Source organism: Nocardioides sp. Soil805 (assembly GCF_001429625.1).
In the GTDB taxonomy this organism is placed as follows: Bacteria; Actinomycetota; Actinomycetes; order Propionibacteriales; family Nocardioidaceae; genus Nocardioides.
Genome location: NZ_LMSU01000001.1, coordinates 1,975,973 through 1,993,661 on the forward strand (window position 1 = coordinate 1,975,973; position 17,689 = coordinate 1,993,661).

The following is a 17,689-nucleotide window of genomic DNA, read 5'->3' on the forward strand; positions in this document are numbered from 1 at the left end:
CGTAGACGCGGAGGTCGTCCCACGGCATCGTCCCGCGCGGCTGAGACGCGCGACGTATCAGGACGAGGTCCACGATCTCGTGACCTTCGAGCCGGCGCCGCGACGTCGTTCGTCGCCGGGCGGGACTTCGCGACCTGGCGCCGCGAGCACGGCTCCCCCCGCATGGCGGAGGGAGCCGCCTGGCTCACCAGATGCGGACGCGCTGCTCCGGCTCGACCCACAGGGCGTCGTCGGTCGAGGTCTCGAAGACCTCGTGGAACTCGTCGAGGTTGCGCACGATGTTGGCGCGGAACTCCGGCGGCGAGTGCGGGTCGATGGTGAGGTACTGCTGCTCCTGCTCCTTGCGCCGCTTGGTGCGCCAGCAGTAGGCCCAGTTGAGGAACACCTTCCGGCGGTCCTCCACCGAGGCCTCGCCGCCCTCGGCGATGACGAACGCCTTGTGGCCGATGGTCAGGCCGCCCAGGTCTCCGATGTTCTCGCCGACGGTCAGCGCACCGTTGACCTTCTCGCCGGGCAGGGCGCGCGGCTCGAAGCCGTCGTACTGCTCGATGAGGGCCTTCGACTTCACCTCGAAGGCGGCCTTGTCGTCAGCGGTCCACCAGTCGTTGAGGTTGCCGGCGCCGTCGTACTGCGCGCCCTGGTCGTCGAAGCCGTGGCCGATCTCGTGACCGATGACCGCGCCGATGCCGCCGTAGTTCTCCGCGGGGTGGGCGTCGGGGCTGAAGAACGGCTTCTGCAGGATGCCCGCCGGGAAGCAGATCTCGTTGGTGCCGGGGTTGTAGTAGGCGTTGACCGTCTGCGGCAGCATGAACCACTCGTCGCGGTCGACCGGCGAGCCGATCTTGGCCAGCTCGCGGTCCGTCTCGTACGCCGCGGAGGCGGCGACGTTGCCCATCAGGTCGCCCGGGGTGACCCGCAGGTTGCTGTAGTCGCGGAACTTCTCCGGGTAGCCGATCTTGGGCCGGAAGGTGTCGAGCTTGTCGTAGGCCCGCTGCTTGGTCTCCTCGGTCATCCAGTCCAGCGCCTCGATGGAGACGCGGTAGGCCTGGAGGAGGTTGGCGACCAGGTCGTCCATCATCGCCTTGGACTCCGGCGGGAAGTGCCGCTCGACGTAGACCTTGCCGACGGCCTCGCCGATCGCGCCCTCGACCAGCGCGACGCCGCGCTTCCAGCGCTCGCGCAGCTCGGGCGTGCCGTTGAGGGTGCGGCCGTAGAAGTCGAAGTTGGTCTGCACGAAGTCGTCGGGGAGGTACGGCGCGGCGGAGCGCAGCACGTGGAACAGCAGCCACGGGCGCCACTGCTCGATGTCGACCTCCTCGAGCACCGTGGAGAGGTGCGCGAGGTAGGACGGCTGCCGCACGCAGGTCTCGGCGATCGTCTCGGCGCTGCCGCCGAGGTTGGTGGCGTAGGCCTCCCAGTCGAAGGCCGGCGCGAGCGCCTTGAGCTCCTCGAGCGTCGTCAGGTTGTAGGTCTTCTGGACGTCGCGGGTCTCCGCGCGCTCCCAGTGGCCCTTCGCCAGGCGGGTGTCGAGGTCGAGGACCGTCCGCGCCGCCGCGGCCGGGTCGCCCAGCCACGAGGTCGCGGCGCCGCCGAGCTCGAGCAGCCGCGTCAGGTAGGCGACGTACGCCTCGCGGACCTCGGCGAACTTGTCCTCGCGGTAGTAGCTCTCGTCCGGCAGCCCGAGGCCGCCCTGGGTGATGTGGAACAGGTAGCGGTCGGAGTTGCGGTCGTCGGTGTCGATGTAGGACCCGAACAGCCCGGCGCCGCCGATCCGCTCGAACTCGCCGAGGAAGGCCGCGAGGTCGCGCACGTCGCGCAGGCCCTCGACCGCGTTGACGAGCGGCTGGATCGGGCGGGTGCCGAGCCGGTCGATCGCCTCCTCGTCCATGAAGGAGGCGAAGAGGTCGCCGATCTTGCGCGCGTCCTCGTCGAGCTCATCGGCGGGTGTCTCGGCCAGCGACGTGATGATGTCGCGCACCTGCTGCTCGGCGACGTCGGCGAGCTGGACGAAGGGTCCCCAGCTCGAGCGGTCGCTGGGGATCTCGGTCTCGTCGAGCCAGCGCCCGTTGACGTGGCCGAACAGGTCGTCCTGGGGACGGATGTCAGGGTTCATGCCCGGGCGGGCGTCGTCGAGGATGCTCACGGGCCCGACACTAACCGGCCCCACCCACAGCGGTCAGCCCAGCCGGGTCGGGCGGGTCAGCGCAGCCGCACGACGCTCTTGCCCAGGGTGCGCCGCTCGTCCATGTCGACCAGGGCCCGGCCGAAGCCCTCGAGGTCGTACGTCGCGCCGATCGGCGGCCTGACCACGCCGCTCTCGATCATCGGGACGAGCTCGGCCCACTGCTGCTGCATGAAGTCCTGCCGGGTCATCGCGTAGGCGCCCCAGCCGACGCCGCGGACGTCGATGTTGTTGAGCAGCAGCCGGTTGACCTTGACCTCCGGGATGCCCTGCCCGGCGGCGAAGCCGACCACCAGCAGCCGGCCCTGCTCGGCCAGGCAGCGCAGCGAGTCGGTGAAGAGGTCCCCGCCGACGACGTCGAGGACGATGTCGACCCCGCGGCCGCCGGTCAGCTGCTTGACCCGGTCCCGGAAACCGTCCACCAGCACGGCCTCGTCGGCCCCGGCGGCGCGGGCGACCGCGGCCTTCTCCTCGGTGCTGACGACGGCGATGGTGCGGGCGCCGTACCCCTTCGCGACCTGGAGGGTCGCGGTGCCGACCCCGCCCGCGGCCCCGTGCACGAGCACGGTGTCGCCCTCGCGGATCCCGCCGCGGTCCTTGAGCGCGAACTGCGCGGTCAGGTAGTTGAGCGGCAGCGCCGCGCCTTCGTCGTACGACGCGACGTCGGGCAGCGGGAAGGTCCAGGCCTTCGGGGAGGCGACCCGCTCGGCGGCGTTGCCCCAGCCCGCGACGCCGGCCACCCGCTGGCCGACGACGAGGTCGCTGCTGCCGGGGTCGAGCACCTCGCCGGCGAAGTCGACGCCGAGGTTGAACGGCGGTTCGGGCTTCATCTGGTACTCGCCGCGGCTCAGCAGCAGGTCGGGGAAGGCGACCCCGACGCTGTGCACCTCGACGAGCACGTCGTCGGGGCCGGGCGTGGGCTCGGGGACGTCGTTGACGACGACGTCGAGGGGACCGGTGAGGGTGACGACCTGGGCAGCGCGCATGCCGTGCAGGCTAGCGACCGCCCTAGTCCGGATCGACGATCGCGTTCATCTCGAAGTGCATGGGATCGGTGTAGCCCCAGTCCCCGCCCCACGCGAAGCCCCACTTCTTGAAGATGTCGACGACGTCGCGGTCGATCTCCCCGACGGTGCCGCGCTGGTTGCCCGGCACGTTGACGTCGAAGGCGATGCCGAAGGAGTGCAGGGACAGCTGCTGGGTGCCGGCGATGAAGCGCGGGTAGAAGCACCCGGCGTACTCGTCGACGTGGATCTCGTCGGCGAGCCCGCGCTGCTGGACCTCGAGGAGCGCGGCCCGCAGCTGGGGGAAGACCACCCGGTGGCAGGTCATGGACCCGAGGATCGGCACCGGCTCGGTGCGGATGTTGGCGCCGACCCACGACTGGTCCGGCGCGATCCGCCCGCCCCCGAGCACGGTGTAGCGGAACGTGCCGACGGCGTCGGCGACCGAGCCACCGGTCAGCACCGCGGTCTGCGTGGCGCCGGGGTCGAGGTTGGGGCCCAGGATCGTGACGGAGGCCTCGTCCCCGACGAGGTCGACGAGGTCCTTGCGCACGTCGCGGGGCGAGTGGATGCCGGTGTAGACGAGCAGGGCGTTGCCGGACTCGATGCCGAGCTCCTCGCCCCACTTCTCGTTGACCACCGCGTCGACCTGCGGCACCTGCGGGGCGTAGGCGCCGATGTGGACGCGCTCGGCGTCCTTGTCGTTGCCGAGCTTGAGGTAGCCGTCGGCGTCCTGCAGCCGGCGTCCGAGCGCCTTGTCGATGGCCAGCTCGCCGCCGGCCACGCGGTCCCAGACCTCCTGCAGCTCCGCGCTCACGTACGGCGTGTAGTTGCGGTACGTCGCCGGGTCGACCGCGGCGACGGTGATGACGCCGTTCTGCACGCCGAAGTCACCGAGCGAGATCCGCTCCACTCGCTGCACGCGGCGGTTGCCCTCGATCCGCTCGACCAGCGCGTCGCTCAGCGGCTGCTGGGAGTAGATGCGCAGGTCGGGGCCGACCAGCGTGCCGGTCCGCCTCCCGGGCGGGTCGACGGAGTGCTCGGGGTCGGCGACCGGGGCGGCGGTGGAGCCGTCGCCACCGCCGGCGGAGGGCTGCGACGGCCGGTCGGTCGCCGACGGCGCCGGAGCGGGCTCGTCGGCCTCGTCGGCCGCGTCACCACCGCTGCACCCCGTGGTCAGGGCGAGGCCGAGCGCAGCGGCCACCGCCGCGGCGCGCACACGACCCGTTCGCAACATCGCTCCCCCTCCCGTCCCCAAGCCTAGGCACCCCGCCCGGGAAAGGCCGTCCGGGGAGGAGATTCCGTATGCTGTGCGGCGGCAGACACGGGGGGATCCGCGGGCGCGGGCCTCCCCCGTCGCCCCGACGTCCTCCACCGAAAGGCTCCCTCCCATGACTTCCTCGCTCGGCACCGTCCTGGTCACCGGGGGTGCCGGCTTCATCGGGTGCGAGCTGTCGCGGGCCCTGGCGCCCTCCGCCGACCGGTGGGTGGTCCTGGACAACATGCACCCGCAGGTCCACGCCTCCCCGGACACCCGGCCCGAGCGCCTCGCCGCGGAGGCGGAGCTCGTCGTCGGCGACGTCACCGACGCCACGGCCTGGGACGAGCTGCTCGCGCAGGTCCGGCCGGACGTGGTCTTCCACCTCGCCGCCGAGACCGGCACCGCGCAGTCCCTCGCGGAGAGCAACCGCCACGCCAGCGTCAACGTCGTGGGCACCACCCAGATGGCCGACGCCTTCACCCGGGCCGGGCACGACCCCGCCCACATCGTGCTGACGAGCAGCCGCGCCGTCTACGGCGAGGGGCTGTGGCGTCGTACCGACGGCGAGACCTTCTACCCGCCGCAGCGCACCCGGGCCCAGCTCGAGGCACAGCAGTGGGAGGTCGAGGGCGCCGAGCACGTGCCCAACGCCGCCGCCGTGTCGTTCCCGGCCCCGGTCAGCGTGTACGGCGCCACCAAGCTCGCCCAGGAGCACGTCCTGTCCGCGTGGGTCGGCGCCCGCAGCACCGCGCTGTCGGTGCTCCGCCTCCAGAACGTCTACGGCCCGGGCCAGTCCCTGAGCAACCCCTACACCGGCATCGTGCCGCTGTTCTCCCGCATCGCCGCCGAGGGCCGCTCGATCCCGCTCTACGAGGACGGCGACATCACCCGCGACTTCGTCTTCATCGACGACGTGGTGTCGGCCCTCGTGGCCGCGGCGGCCACGCCGCCCACCGGCCTCCCGCGCACCCTCGACGTGGGCACCGGTGTCCGGACCACCATCCGCGACCTCGCCGAGACCGTGGCGGCGATGCACGCAGCGCCCGCCCCCGAGGTCACCGCGCAGTTCCGCGACGGCGACGTGCGCCACGCGGCCTGTGATGTGGCGGCGACCACCGCCGCCCTGGGCTGGACGCCGCAGTGGAGCATGGCGGACGGGGTCCGCGCCCTGCAGGCGTGGATCGACGAGCAGAACGTCCCGGCAGGGAGCTGAATGTCCTCCGACGCACCCCGCTCCAACAACCTGGACGCGCTCCGCCTCCTCGGGGCCGCGGCGGTCATCCTCGGCCACGCCTACCACCTCACCGGTCGCCCGGCGCTGATCCCGGTGGTGTTCGGCTACCCGGTGCAGACGCTGGGCGTGGTGGTGTTCTTCAGCATCTCGGGCTACCTCATCACGGCCAGCTGGAGCCGCTCCCCGAGCGTCGTCACCTACGGCGCCGCCCGCGCGCTGCGCATCTTCCCGGCGCTCGTCGTGGTCATCGTGCTGAGCGTCTTCGTCCTCGGTCCGGTCGTGACGACCCGCAGCGTCGGTGAGTACTTCGACGACCCGCGGACCCTGCACTACCTCGTCAACATCGTCATGCAGCCGCAGTACGACCTGCCGGGCGTCTTCGCCGCCGACGTGCCCTACCCCAACGCCGTCAACGGCTCGCTGTGGACGCTGCCGGCCGAGCTGTTCTGCTACCTGGTGGTCCCGCTGCTGTGCCTGGTCCCGCGCTTCGCCCGGCCGGTCACCTTCGGCGCCGCCCTGGTCGTCTCGCTGGTGCTGGCCGCGATCCCGGCCTTCGACTCCCCGGTCATCTGGGGCACCCGGATCTCCGACGCCGCCCTGATGTGGGTCTTCTTCGCCGCGGGCGCCCTGCTCCGCCTCGCGCACGAGCGCTGGCGCGGCCTCTTCCGGACCGACGTGGCGGTGGTCCTCGGCCTGGGCTACCTCATGCTCGTCGCCCTCTACCCGGCGTGGACCACGAAGATCTCCTGGGTCGCGCTGCCCTACATCGTGCTGACCATCGGCCTGGCCAGCACGCCGTACGTGCGTCGCGCCGCACGGTTCGGCGACCTGTCCTACGGGATGTACCTCGTCGGCTTCCCGGTCCAGCAGCTGGTCGTCGTGTACGTCGGAGTCGTGGCCATGTCGCTCAACCTGGTGCTCGTGGTCGCGATCTCCGCGCTGCTCGCCCTGGTCTCCTGGCACCTCGTGGAGGCGCCGAGCATGCGGCTCAAGAACCGCCTCGTCGGACGCCGCCCCCGGCGCGGGGAGGTCGAGGTGCCGCGGTCCGGCGACCCGTCCCCCAGCCCCGTCGTGCCGGTCGCGCCCGCGGAGGCCGTCCAGTCCACGGAGCCGGTCGAGCCGGTCGAGCCGGTCGCCACGACCGGGGTCACGCGCGACCGCGCCTGACGCCGCAGTCCAGCGGGGCCCCCGGGGTCACCGGGCTCACCGCTGCGGCATCCGCCGCGGGATGGTGAGCCACGAGACCAGGCCGCCCACGGCCAGCAGCACCGCGGAGGCGACCATGGCGTCGCCGTACGCCGCGTCGAAGACCACGGGGTCGGCGTACGCGTCGCCGCTGAGCCCGAGCGCGAGCGGGAGCGCGGCGACCGCCATCAGCGAGCCCGCGCGGGCGATCGCGTTGTTGATGCCGCTGGCGATGCCGGCGTTGTCGTCGGGGGCCGCGGCCAGCACGGTCGCGGTGAGCGGCGCGACCATGAGCGAGAGTCCGAGGCCGAAGACGGTGATCCCGGGCAGCACGTCGCGCCAGTAGTCGACGTCCGCACCGACCCCGGAGATGAGCAGGGTGCCGACCGCCATCACCAGCGGGCCGACGGTCATCGGGATCCGCGGGCCGATCCGCGCCCCCAGGGCACCGCCGCGGGCGGCCAGGAACAGCATGCAGATCGTGATGGGCAAGGTGGCCACGCCGGCCTGCAGGGCGTCGTACCCGCTGACGGTCTGGAGCTGGATCACCAGGAAGAACAGCACCGCCCCCAGCGCGGCGTACACGAGGAAGGTCATCGCGTTGCTCGCGCTGAAGGTCCGGTCGCGGAAGAGGGCGGGCGGCATCATCGGCGCCTTCTCGGCACGCTCGAGGGCCACGAACGCCACCGCGGCGATCACGCCGGCCGCCGCCGCCCACGGGGCCCCGCCGCTGCCCCACTCGATGAGGGCGTACGTCGTCCCGCCCAGCGCGAGGGAGGCCAGCAGGGCACCGGTGTAGTCGAACGTCGTCGGCGCGTTCGGGTCGCGCGTCTCCGGCACCCACCGCACGGCGATGACCACCGTGACGACGGCCAGCGGCAGGTTGATGAGGAAGATCCATCGCCAGCTCGCGTGGTCGATGAGCACGCCCCCCACGAAAGGTCCGATCGCTCCCGCGACGCCACCGAGGCCCGACCACGCCCCGATCGCGCGGGCCCGGTCGCGGGGCCCGAAGGCGCCCTGGATCATCGCCAGGCTGCCCGGCGTGAGCAGCGCCCCGCCGACGCCCTGGAGGATGCGCGCGACCATCAGCACCTCGGCGGTCGGCGCGAGGCCGCACAGCAGGCTCGCCGCGGCGAAGAGCACCGTGCCCAGGACGAAGACCCGGCGGCGGCCGAAGCGGTCGCCCAGCGAGCCGCCGATGAGGATGAGCGAGGCCAGCATCAGCAGGTAGCCGTTGTTGATCCACTGCAGCTGGGCCAGCGAGGCGTCGAGGTCCTCGCCGATGGTGCGCAGGGCGACGTTGACCACCGAGCCGTCGAGCCACGTCATGCCCGAGCCGAGCGTGGCGGCCGCGATCACCGCGCGACCACGCGGCGTACCCCATCCGACCGCCTCGGCACCCACGGCCAGCAGGCTAGGGCACAGGGGCGCCCATCGGGGAGCCGATCAACCGCCGAGCACTTGGCGTGCCATCCAGGCGAGGTCGGCGGCGGTCTGCCGCGACGACCCGGACGGCTGCATGATGTGGCTCAGCACCACCCGCACGACCATGTCGATCGCGGGCGCCAGCCGCTGCGGCGGCAGGCCGAGGTCGAAGGTGCGCACCCGGTCCTCGATCACGGTCTTGGCGGTGTCGAGCAGCGTCCCGGCGTGCGTCGTGAGCAGGGGCAGCAGCTCGGTGTCGGCACCGTGGGTGGCGCTCACCACCGCCTTGAGCAGGGCGTTGTCCTGGGCCAGCACCAGCACGTCGTACGCCGCCGCCTCGATCGCCGCCGAGATGTCGTCGGCGTGCGTCGCGAAGGCGCCCTCGACGACCTGGAGGAAGCGGTCGAGCTCGCCGAGGATCATCGCCTCGGCGAGCGCGTCCTTGGTGCCGATCTCGTTGTAGACGGTCTGCCGGCTCACCCCGGACGCCTCGGCCAGCCGCGCCATGGTCACCCGCGCCCACCCGACCTCGGTGGTCATCGCGACGGCGGAGGTCACGATCCGTTCGCGCAGGGCGTCCTGGGGGGGCATGGCGGCGAGTCTAGGCAGGGGCGCCGCGGCCCCGCGGAGATCGGTCGTGCCGGCGCTCAGGCCACCGCCCGGGTCGGGTCGACGGGGACGAAGTCGGCCTTGTCACGCACCCCGCAGTCGGGGCAGCACCAGTCCGCCGGCACGTCGGCCCAGGCGGTCCCGGCCGGGAAGCCCTCGTGCTCGTCGCCCGCGGCGACCTCGTAGGTGTAGGAGCACCCCGGGCAGCGCGCGGCCAGCACCTCCTCGACCAGCCCGGGCGTCACGTCCTCGCGCACCTCGTCAGCGGCGCGCACGCGGGCGTCGTACCGCTGCAGGTAGCGCTCGCGGTGCCGCGGGCTGATGTTGGCGCGGGACACGTCGCCGTCGAAGTGCGCCACCACCCGCGGGTCCATCACCCGTCGCCACAGCGGCGGCACCAGGGCGAGCACGATCATCCCGGCGTAGCCGGTCGGCAGCACCGGCGACTCCTCGAAGTCGCGCAGCGCCTGGTAGCGCCGCGTCGGGTTGGCGTGGTGGTCGCTGTGGCGCTGCAGGTGGTAGAGCAGCACGTTGGTGGCGATGTTGTTGGAGTTCCAGCTGTGGCTGGGCAGCACCCGCTCGTAGCGGCGGCGCTCGCCCACGCCGACCTTCTGCCGCAGCATCCCGTAGTGCTCCATGTAGTTGACGACCTCGAGCAGCGAGAAGCCGACGACCGCCTGGAGCAGGAGGTACGGCGCGACGCCGACGCCGAGCCACGCGACCAGGCCGCCCCACAGCACCGCCGTCATCAACCACGCGTTGAGGACGTCGTTGCCGGGACGGAACGAGTGCTGCTTCCTGCGGGCGTAGCGGCGCTTCTCCAGGCGCCACGCGGACCTCAGCGAGCCGCCGACCGTCCGCGGCCAGAACGCGTAGAAGCTCTCGCCCAGCCGGCTGCTCGCCGGGTCCTCGGGGGTGGCGACGCGGACGTGGTGGCCGCGGTTGTGCTCGATGTAGAAGTGGCCGTAGGCGACCTGGGCGAGCGCGATCTTGGACAGCCAGCGCTCGTTGGACTCCTTCTTGTGGCCGAGCTCGTGGGCGGTGTTGATGCCGATGCCGCCGATGCAGCCGATCGAGATGGCCAGGCCGACCTTGTCCAGCGTGCTCAGCCCGCCGACGACCCCCGGGTGGGCGAGCAGGTAGAACGCGCCGATGAACCCGGCGTACTGGATGGGCAGGAAGAGGTAGGTGATCCAGCGGTAGTAGCGGTCCTGCTCCAGCGCCTCGATCACGTCGTCCGGCGGGTTGGAGCGGTCGAGCCCGGCCACCAGGTCGATCGCCGGGACGACGCCGAGGATCACGATCGGGCCGAGCCAGAGCCACGCGCCCCAGCCGGTGAGCTGGTGCAGGCCGACGCCGGCGAACGCCAGGCTCGGCACCACCAGCCCGATGAGCCACAGGTGGCGCTTGCGGTCCGTCCAGCCGTCGGTCGATCCCGCCGGGACCGTGCCGCTGAGTGAGTGCTCGAGGCTCATCGTGGTCGCCTTCCGTCAGGGAACGTCGCCGTTCCGAGGTTTACAAGACCATAGGGTTTGTAAACCTCGTTGACAAGAGGCCACTGTTTGTAAAGCGGCAGAGTCCCCGCTCAGCCGGGGACTCTGTCACCGTGTGACCGTTGCAACGGTCACACCGTGTCGGACTCCCCGCCCAGGCGGGGACTTCGCCGCAAGAGTCCCCTCACCCCCACGTGACGCCGGAGTCCCGCCAGGAGTCCGGCCAGTCGCCGGCGTCGGGCGTCACCTCGTCGCTGCGGTTCCACAGCGAGAGGTAGAGCGCGACGGCGGAGCCCCGCAGCAGCGAGTCGCCGTCGGGGGACGAGCCGGCGTCGACGCGGGTCGTCACCGCCGGCGTCGGCCCGACGTCCACCACCCAGGCCGTCCCCCCGGCCGCGGGGAGCACGACGATGCGGTGCGGCTCGGGCGAGCGCAGCCGGGACCGGGGCCGGGTCACGAAGCCGGTGAGCAGCTCGTCGATCCCGTCGAGGGCCACGTCCTCGCCGATCCACGGGACGTCGGCGGCCCGGGGGAAGCGGCCGAGGTACGCCGACGCGGCGTCGACCGCGTGCACGGTGGTCTCGTGGCACTGCCGCCGCGCCCAGAACTCGCGCGGCGCCGGGGCGTCGGCCAGGAACACCGGCGCCGCGAGGTCCTCGGGCGCCTGCACCAGGGCGGTGACCAGGTCGATGGCGCCGTCGGCGAGCCACTCGAGCGGGTCGGCGGCATCGATCCCCTGCTGCTCCAGTGCGTCCGGGTCGGCGGAGCTGCCGAGCACCGTGGCGGCCGCCCAGCGGTGCACCATCCCCTGATGGGCGACCAGCCGGCGGACGGTCCAGCCGGGCGTCGTCGGCACCGGCGCGCGGAGCCCGGCGCGATCGGCGTACCTCACGAGCGCGACCATCGCCTCCCGCAGTCCCTCGAGGTGCCGCGGGACGCCGAGCCGGGGTCGTGCGGACGCGATCGTCATGTCGTCACGGTGACAGAGGACGGGACGCGTCCGCTCGTGCTTTTCCGGGAGCCGACCGGACCCCTAGCGTGGCCGCCATGACCGACATCCTGCTGTTCCCCTCCGTCCTCGGCGTCCGCACCGGCGTCACCGACACGGCCGAGCGGCTGCGCGCGGCCGGCCACCGCGTGGAGGTGGTCGACGTCCTCGACGGCACCACGTTCGACTCCTACGAGCCCGCGCTCGACCGTGCCCGCGCCGACGGCGCCACCAACGAGGCGACCGCCCTGGAGCGCTCGCGGGTGGTCGAGGGGCCCTTCGTCGCCGTCGGCTTCTCCTCGGGCGCCGCCCTGGCGATGTACGTCGCGACGCAGCGCCCCGACGACGTCCGCGGCGTCGTGGCCATGGGCGGCGCCATGCCGACCAAGTACCTCGGCGACGGCACCGCGCCCTGGCCCGCCGGCGTACCGGTCCAGGAGCACATGGGTGCCCACGACGACTTCGACGACGGCCCGGAGGTGCGTGCGGAGTTCGTCGCGGACGTCGAGAAGGCCGGCGCCACGCCCGAGCTCTTCCGCTACGACGGCGGCGGCCACCTCTTCAACGAGCCCGGGCTCCCCGGCGAGCACGACCCCGCCGCGGCCGAGCAGTTCTACACCCGCCTGCTCGCCTTTGTCGCCGACCGCTCCGCCGACCGGGCCGCCGGCTGATCCGGCAGCCGGTCGGCCGACCCCGCGAGTGGTCCGCCGGGGAGCGCTGCGGCAGGGTGTCCCCATGAGCAACGACCCCTTCGGCATCGACTTCGGCGGCACCGGCATCAAGGGAGCACCGGTCGACCTCGGGTCCGGCGACTTCGCCGGCAGCCGCGTCAAGATCGCCACCCCCCGCCCCGCGACGCCCGAGGCCGTGGCCGACGTGTTCCGCGAGCTCGTCGGGCGGTTCCCCGCCTCGTCCTCGCCGGTGGGCGTCACCGTGCCCGCCGTCGTACGCCACGGCATGGTCTCCTCGGCGGCCAACATCGACCCGTCGTGGATCGGCACCGACGCCGACGCCGTCTTCACCGAGGCACTGGGCCGCGAGGTCCACGTCGTCAACGACGCGGACGCCGCCGGCCTCGCCGAGGTCGAGTACGGCGCGGCGAAGGGTCGCACGGGCCTCGTGATCGTCACCACGCTCGGCACCGGCATCGGCTCGGCCCTCATCCACGACGACGTGCTCGTCCCCAACTCCGAGCTCGGGCACCTCGAGATCGACGGGTACGACGCGGAGACCCGCGCGGCCAACAGCGCCCGCGAGTCCGAGGGCCTCTCCTACGAGGCGTGGGCCGAGCGCCTGACGACCTACTACCGCACCGTCGAGCGGCTCTTCTCCCCCGAGCTCATCGTGATCGGCGGCGGGGTGAGCAAGAGCTTCGACAAGTTCGGGCCGCTCATCGACATCGAGACCGAGATCGTGCCCGCCGCCCTGCGCAACAAGGCGGGCATCATCGGCGCCGCGCTGGTGGCGACCCGCGCCGCCGACGAGGCCTGATCGTCAGGCGGGCGGGGCGGTGACCGCCCGGAAGGCCTCGCGGGCCCCGCGCAGGTAGCGCTCGACGACCGCGCGCTCGTCGTCGGTGAAGGAGGCGTCGAGGCGCTGCAGCGAGGTGAACATCGGCATCAGCCGCATCAGGACCTCCTCGCGCCCGGACGCGGTCACCATGACGCGGGTACGACGACGGTCCCCGGCGTGCGGCTCGCGGGTCACGTGGCCGTGGCTGGCGAGGCGATCGACGATGCCGGTGCCGGCGGCGGTGCTGACCTCGAGGAGCCGAGAGAGCTCGGCTGGGCCGAGCGGCTCGCGCACCAGGTGCTCGAGGGCGGACAGCTCCGACTCGCTGAGACCGGCCTGGCGGGCGACGATCGGTCGCATCCGGGCCGCCGCGTCGGCGAACTCGCGCAACGCGTCGAGGCTCCCGGTCTGCTGCCAGGCGTCGGCGAAGGCGCTCGCCGGCGCGTCCGGCGGCGCCGGGTCGACCTCCGTGCGGGGGTCCAGCATTTTGTTTCACCTACTTAGCGACTAAGGTTCTGAACGATTATTCCACGGCACCACCAGCGAGGAGATCGTCCATGGCCACCCCCACCCTTCCACGCGAGCGCACCGACGCGGGCGAGCACCGGATCTCCCCCCTCCTCCGTCGCCGCACCGCCTGGCTCGTGGCGCTGATCCCGCTGCTGCTCGCCGTGGGGCTCATCGTCGGGCTCGGCGAGGGGACGCGCGAGCGGACCAGCCTCGACGCCCTGCCGGAGGGATACGACAGCACCCAGGGCACCGCGCTGCGCGACGCGCTGCCCGACGACGACGCGTCGGTGGCCGTGGTCCTGTGGACCAGCGACGAGGGCGAGCTCGGTCGTGACGTGGTGGCCGAGCTCGGACGTCAGGCCGAGGAGCTCGGCGCCGTGCCCGCCGGTCCGACGGGTCCCGTGACCGTCGCGGAGGACGGCACCGCCGCCATCGCCGTCGTGCCCGTGGAGTCGACGTCGGCCACCGAGAACGCCGACCAGGTCGCCGAGCTGCGCGACGGCCTCGAGGCCGACCGGCCCGACGGCGTCACCAGCCAGGTCACCGGGCCCGCCGCCGTGGAGGCGGACCTCGCCGCCGTCTTCCAGGGAGCCGACACCAACCTGCTCCTCGTCACCGCGGGCGTGGTCGCCCTGCTGCTCCTCATCACCTACCGCAGCCCGATCCTGTGGCTCATCCCGCTCATCGTCGTGGGTACCGCCGACCGGCTCGCCGCCGTGCTGGCGACCCAGGTGATGGCCGTGCTCGACGTCGCCTGGGACGAGTCGACGGTCGGGATCCTCTCGGTGCTCGTCTTCGGCGCCGGCACCGACTACGCCCTGCTGCTGATCTCGCGCTACCGCGACGAGCTGAAGGCCCACGAGTCCCGGTACGTCGCGATGTCCGTCGCCGTACGCCGGACCGCCGAGGCCGTGCTCTCCAGTGCCACCACCGTGGTGCTCGGGCTCCTCACCCTGCTGCTGTCGGTGGTCCCGACGACCCGAGGGCTGGGCCTGGCCTGCGCCATCGGCGTGGTGGTCGCGGCGACCTTCGTGCTGCTCGTGCTGCCGGCGGCTCTCGTCGTCTTCGGGCGCTGGGTCTTCTGGCCGCGGGTCCCCCACGTCGGCGACCCGGCGCTGGTCGAGACCGACTCCCTGTGGCACAAGGTCGGCGCCCGCGTCGCGAAGCGGCCGGCGGCGTTCGTCACCGGCACGCTGGTGCTGCTCGCGGTGATGGCGATCGGTGTCTTCCGCATCGACACCGGCCTCGACCAGGCCGACCAGTTCCTCGTGGAGCCGGAGGCCATCTCCGCCTCCAACCGTCTCGCCGAGTCGTTCCCCGCCGGGGTCTCCGACCCGGCCCAGGTCCTCACCCGCGACGACGCCGACCGGGTGCTGACCACGGTCCAGGGCGTCGACGGGGTCGGCTCCGCGATGATCAGCCAGCAGGGCGACGGCATCACGCAGATCGACGCCGTCCTCGACGGCGCGCCCGGCAGCGACGAGTCCCGCGACACGATCACGGCGATCCGCGACGCGGTCGAGCCCTTCGACGACACCCACGTCACCGGCACCGAGGCCACCGCCATCGACCAGGGCGAGAGCGCCCAGCGGGACCGGCTGCTGATCCTGCCGCTCATCCTGGCCCTGGTCCTCGGTGCGCTGTTCGTCCTGCTGCGAGCCGTGGTCGCGCCGCTGCTCCTCGTCGCGACCGTGCTGGCGACGTACGCCGCGAGCATGGGCGTGTCGTGGTGGCTGTTCACCGGGCCGCTGGGCTTCGAGGCCCTCGACTCGGGAGTGCCGCTGCTCGCGTTCCTGTTCCTCGTGGCCCTCGGCGTCGACTACAACATCTTCCTGGTGACCCGGGCCCGCGAGGAGGCCGCCGAGCACGGCTCGCGCCAGGGGATGCTGCGCGCGCTGACCGCGACCGGAGGGGTCATCACCAGCGCGGGCATCCTGCTGGCCGCGGTCTTCGCCGTGCTCGGCGTGCTGCCGCTGGTCGTGCTGGCCCAGCTGGGCACGGTGATCTGCATCGGCGTCCTGCTCGACACCCTCGTCGTGCGCACCGTGCTGGTGCCCGCGCTGGCGCTGACCCTGGGCGACCGCTTCTGGTGGCCGCGCAAGGTCAGCGCCTGACGACTCCTGCGATGTGTCGGGTCAGCGGCGGCGCTGGCCCGACACCGCGGCGTAGTAGTCGCTCGACTCACGCTTCCACAGCAGGACGACGATCGCGGCGCCGAGGACCAGGTTGACCAGCCCGAGCACCGTGGACAGCACCGGCTGGGGCTGGGAGAACGAGAACAGGAACGAGATCGCCGACAGCGCGAACAGCACGGTCGCCACGATCCGCGCCCAGCTCTTGCCGCGGCCGTTGGCCCACGCCATCCACAGCCACAGCGCCACGCCGACGAGCCCCACGACCACGGCGAACGCCGTGCCGATGGCCACCGCGGTGTCCACCGCGTCGGCGGTGATCGCGCTGCCCTGGTCCTCGAGCGTCTGCTCGACCTGGTCGCGGATCTGGTCACGGAACAAGAACGTGCTCAACAGGCTCAGCAGCGAGAGCAATGCCCCCACCCGCATCAGGAGCACGGCCGTGCGCAGCGGCGCCGGCGGCTCGGTCGGGACGGGCGGCGCGCCGTACGGCGACTGGCCGGGCTGCTCGCCGTACGGCGACCGGCCGTAGTCGGGCTGTCCGTAGGCCGCCTGTCCGTAGTCGGGCTGTCCGTAGCCCGGCTGTGCCTGGTCCGGCTGTGCCGGGTCGGGCCGGCCGTAGGGGTCCCCACCGGGCGTGCTCGTGCCGTCGTTGCTCATGTCGTCCTCCCGTTGACGACGGCCGGTCGGCCGCCGGTCCGGACACCCTAGTGAACGACCGGGCCAGGAGGCGTCAGGACTCCTGGTGGCTGATCGCGGCGGCGACCTTCTTGGCCACGTCGGGGTGGAAGACGCTGGGGATGATGAAGGAGGGGTTGAGCTCCTCGTCGGTGACCACCAGGGCGATGGCCTCGGCGGCGCGCAGCAGCATCTCGATGGTGACGTCCTCGGCGCGGGCGTCGAGCAGCCCGCGGAAGACACCCGGGAACGCGAGCACGTTGTTGATCTGGTTGGGGTAGTCCGAGCGACCGCTGGCCACCACGGCGGCGCGCTTGCCGGCCTCCGCGGGGTCCACCTCGGGGTCGGGGTTGGCGAGCGCGAAGACGATCGCGTCGTCGGCCATGTCGTCGATCCACTCCGGCGCCAGGATCCCCGGGGCGCTGACGCCGATGAACACGTCGGCGTCGACGAGCACCTCGTGCAGGCTGCCGGTGGCCCGGCGCGGGTTGGTCTGACCCGCGAGCGTGCGGTGGGCGGGCGAGAGGCCCTCGTCGTCGGCGGACAGCGCGCCCTCGCGGTCCACCACGACGACGTCGCCGGCACCGGCGGCGAGCAGCAGGGTCACGATCGCGGTGCCGGCCGCGCCGGCGCCGGAGACCACGATGCGCACCTCGCCGAGGGACTTCTTCACGCAGCGCAGCGCGTTGGTGAGCGCGGCGAGGACCACGATCGCGGTGCCGTGCTGGTCGTCGTGGAAGACGGGGATGTCGAGCGACTCGCGCAGCCGGCGCTCGATCTCGAAGCAGCGCGGGGCCGCGATGTCCTCGAGGTTGATGCCGCCGAAGCCAGGCGCGATCATCTCGACGGCCCGGACGATCTCGTCGGTGTCCTGGGTGGCCAGGCAGATCGGCCACGCGTCGATGTCGGCGAAGCGCTTGAACAGCGCGGCCTTGCCCTCCATCACCGGCAGCGCGGCGCCCGGGCCGATGTTGCCCAGGCCGAGGACGGCGGACCCGTCGGTGACCACGGCGACCGAGTTGCCCTTGATGGTCAGGCGGCGCACGTCGGCGGGGTTGTCGTGGATGGCCATGCTGACCCGGCCCACGCCCGGCGTGTAGGCCATCGACAGGTCGTCACGGGTGCGCAGCGGCACCTTGGACTCGACCGAGATCTTGCCGCCGATGTGCAGCAGGAAGGTGCGGTCGCTGACCTTGTGGACCACGACGCCCTCGAGCTCCTCGACGGCCCGCACGAGCTCCTTGGAGTGGGCCTCGTCGGCCGCCGAGCAGGTCACGTCCACCACGAGCCGGTCGTGGCGGGACTCGGTGACATCGATGGCGGTGACGATGCCGCCACCCTCGGCGATGGTGGTGGCGACGGTTCCCACGACGCCGTGGTCCGGTGCGGTGTGCAACCGCATGGTGATCGAGTACGACGAAGCGGTGGCGGCCATGGCCTGACCCTCCCCCGGCCCGGAGGTTACGGGCAAGT

General features: G+C 72.5%; 15 protein-coding genes. 5 read left to right on the top strand and 10 right to left on the bottom strand.

From position 1 onward, the window contains the following. Window positions 1–184: 184 nt before the first annotated feature. From ASG94_RS09585 to ASG94_RS09595, 3 genes are read right to left on the bottom strand one after another with little or no spacing between them, the layout of a single operon-like run. On the bottom strand, window positions 185–2,143 hold the full coding sequence (locus ASG94_RS09585; protein ID WP_056926019.1) for a M13 family metallopeptidase: 1,959 nt from the start codon (window positions 2,141–2,143) through the stop codon (window positions 185–187). Between the two features lie 56 nt (window positions 2,144–2,199). Further along, on the bottom strand, window positions 2,200–3,168 hold the full coding sequence (locus ASG94_RS09590) for an NADPH:quinone oxidoreductase family protein (RefSeq protein WP_056926020.1): 969 nt from the start codon (window positions 3,166–3,168) through the stop codon (window positions 2,200–2,202). Window positions 3,169–3,190: 22 nt separating this feature from the next. After that, window positions 3,191–4,423, bottom strand: coding sequence for a M15 family metallopeptidase (locus ASG94_RS09595; RefSeq protein WP_156411492.1), 1,233 nt, complete (start codon window positions 4,421–4,423; stop codon window positions 3,191–3,193). 154 nt (window positions 4,424–4,577) lie between these two features. Between ASG94_RS09595 and ASG94_RS09600 the strand changes: the two genes are divergently transcribed. Both ASG94_RS09600 and ASG94_RS09605 read left to right on the top strand, forming a co-directional pair. Then, on the top strand, window positions 4,578–5,660 hold the full coding sequence (locus tag ASG94_RS09600) for an NAD-dependent epimerase/dehydratase family protein (RefSeq protein ID WP_056926021.1): 1,083 nt from the start codon (window positions 4,578–4,580) through the stop codon (window positions 5,658–5,660). Then, a complete protein-coding gene (locus ASG94_RS09605) occupies window positions 5,661–6,848 on the top strand; it encodes an acyltransferase family protein (protein ID WP_056926022.1) in 1,188 nt (395 codons plus the stop codon). 36 nt (window positions 6,849–6,884) lie between these two features. On the opposite strand, the gene ASG94_RS09610 is transcribed toward ASG94_RS09605, so the two are convergent. From ASG94_RS09610 to ASG94_RS09625, 4 genes are all read right to left on the bottom strand, one after another. Next, the gene (locus ASG94_RS09610) at window positions 6,885–8,273 is read right to left on the bottom strand and encodes an MFS transporter (protein ID WP_056926023.1); all 1,389 of its coding nucleotides are present in this window, start codon (window positions 8,271–8,273) and stop codon (window positions 6,885–6,887) included. 42 nt (window positions 8,274–8,315) lie between these two features. Then, entirely contained in the window at window positions 8,316–8,885 is a 570-nt protein-coding gene (locus ASG94_RS09615; protein WP_056926024.1) for a TetR/AcrR family transcriptional regulator, read from the bottom strand. A 56-nt stretch (window positions 8,886–8,941) separates the two neighbouring features. Then, window positions 8,942–10,378, bottom strand: coding sequence for a fatty acid desaturase (locus ASG94_RS09620; protein WP_056926025.1), 1,437 nt, complete (start codon window positions 10,376–10,378; stop codon window positions 8,942–8,944). A 202-nt stretch (window positions 10,379–10,580) separates the two neighbouring features. After that, window positions 10,581–11,366 (bottom strand): maleylpyruvate isomerase family mycothiol-dependent enzyme, encoded by a 786-nt coding sequence (locus ASG94_RS09625; protein ID WP_056926026.1) that lies wholly within the window; start codon window positions 11,364–11,366, stop codon window positions 10,581–10,583. A 77-nt stretch (window positions 11,367–11,443) separates the two neighbouring features. Here ASG94_RS09625 and ASG94_RS09630 point away from each other — a divergent pair, with 77 nt between their 5' ends. Continuing rightward, complete coding sequence (locus ASG94_RS09630) at window positions 11,444–12,055, top strand: dienelactone hydrolase family protein (protein ID WP_056926027.1); 612 nt, start codon at window positions 11,444–11,446, stop codon at window positions 12,053–12,055. 64 nt (window positions 12,056–12,119) lie between these two features. Next, the gene (gene ppgK / locus ASG94_RS09635) at window positions 12,120–12,875 is read left to right on the top strand and encodes a polyphosphate--glucose phosphotransferase (protein ID WP_056926028.1); all 756 of its coding nucleotides are present in this window, start codon (window positions 12,120–12,122) and stop codon (window positions 12,873–12,875) included. A 3-nt stretch (window positions 12,876–12,878) separates the two neighbouring features. On the opposite strand, the gene ASG94_RS09640 is transcribed toward ppgK, so the two are convergent. Then, window positions 12,879–13,382 carry a MarR family winged helix-turn-helix transcriptional regulator gene (locus ASG94_RS09640; RefSeq protein WP_056926029.1) on the bottom strand — a complete coding sequence of 168 codons (504 nt, stop codon included), beginning with the start codon at window positions 13,380–13,382 and terminating at the stop codon, window positions 12,879–12,881. 71 nt (window positions 13,383–13,453) lie between these two features. On the opposite strand from ASG94_RS09640, the gene ASG94_RS09645 reads away from it, so the two are divergent. After that, window positions 13,454–15,520, top strand: a complete 2,067-nt coding sequence (locus ASG94_RS09645) for an MMPL family transporter (RefSeq protein ID WP_056926030.1) — start codon at window positions 13,454–13,456, stop codon at window positions 15,518–15,520. A 21-nt stretch (window positions 15,521–15,541) separates the two neighbouring features. Here ASG94_RS09645 and ASG94_RS09650 read toward each other — a convergent pair whose 3' ends face one another. Together ASG94_RS09650 and ASG94_RS09655 are read right to left on the bottom strand one after the other, a co-directional pair. Continuing rightward, window positions 15,542–16,198: a hypothetical protein gene (locus tag ASG94_RS09650; protein ID WP_056926031.1), complete on the bottom strand. Its 657-nt coding sequence runs from the start codon at window positions 16,196–16,198 to the stop codon at window positions 15,542–15,544. A 73-nt stretch (window positions 16,199–16,271) separates the two neighbouring features. Beyond that, a complete protein-coding gene (locus tag ASG94_RS09655) occupies window positions 16,272–17,651 on the bottom strand; it encodes an NAD-dependent malic enzyme (RefSeq protein WP_056926032.1) in 1,380 nt (459 codons plus the stop codon). Window positions 17,652–17,689 lie beyond the last annotated feature (38 nt).

Coding starts and splice junctions, on each gene's coding strand:
- ASG94_RS09590 (WP_056926020.1), bottom strand. CDS start 3,168: ATGCGCGCTGCCCAGGTCGTCACCCTCACCGGTCCCCTCGACGTCGTC.
- ASG94_RS09595 (WP_156411492.1), bottom strand. CDS start 4,423: ATGTTGCGAACGGGTCGTGTGCGCGCCGCGGCGGTGGCCGCTGCGCTC.
- ASG94_RS09600 (WP_056926021.1), top strand. CDS start 4,578: ATGACTTCCTCGCTCGGCACCGTCCTGGTCACCGGGGGTGCCGGCTTC.
- ASG94_RS09605 (WP_056926022.1), top strand. CDS start 5,661: ATGTCCTCCGACGCACCCCGCTCCAACAACCTGGACGCGCTCCGCCTC.
- ASG94_RS09615 (WP_056926024.1), bottom strand. CDS start 8,885: ATGCCCCCCCAGGACGCCCTGCGCGAACGGATCGTGACCTCCGCCGTC.
- ASG94_RS09620 (WP_056926025.1), bottom strand. CDS start 10,378: ATGAGCCTCGAGCACTCACTCAGCGGCACGGTCCCGGCGGGATCGACC.
- ASG94_RS09625 (WP_056926026.1), bottom strand. CDS start 11,366: ATGACGATCGCGTCCGCACGACCCCGGCTCGGCGTCCCGCGGCACCTC.
- ASG94_RS09630 (WP_056926027.1), top strand. CDS start 11,444: ATGACCGACATCCTGCTGTTCCCCTCCGTCCTCGGCGTCCGCACCGGC.
- ppgK (WP_056926028.1), top strand. CDS start 12,120: ATGAGCAACGACCCCTTCGGCATCGACTTCGGCGGCACCGGCATCAAG.
- ASG94_RS09640 (WP_056926029.1), bottom strand. CDS start 13,382: ATGCTGGACCCCCGCACGGAGGTCGACCCGGCGCCGCCGGACGCGCCG.
- ASG94_RS09645 (WP_056926030.1), top strand. CDS start 13,454: ATGGCCACCCCCACCCTTCCACGCGAGCGCACCGACGCGGGCGAGCAC.
- ASG94_RS09650 (WP_056926031.1), bottom strand. CDS start 16,198: ATGAGCAACGACGGCACGAGCACGCCCGGTGGGGACCCCTACGGCCGG.
- ASG94_RS09655 (WP_056926032.1), bottom strand. CDS start 17,651: ATGGCCGCCACCGCTTCGTCGTACTCGATCACCATGCGGTTGCACACC.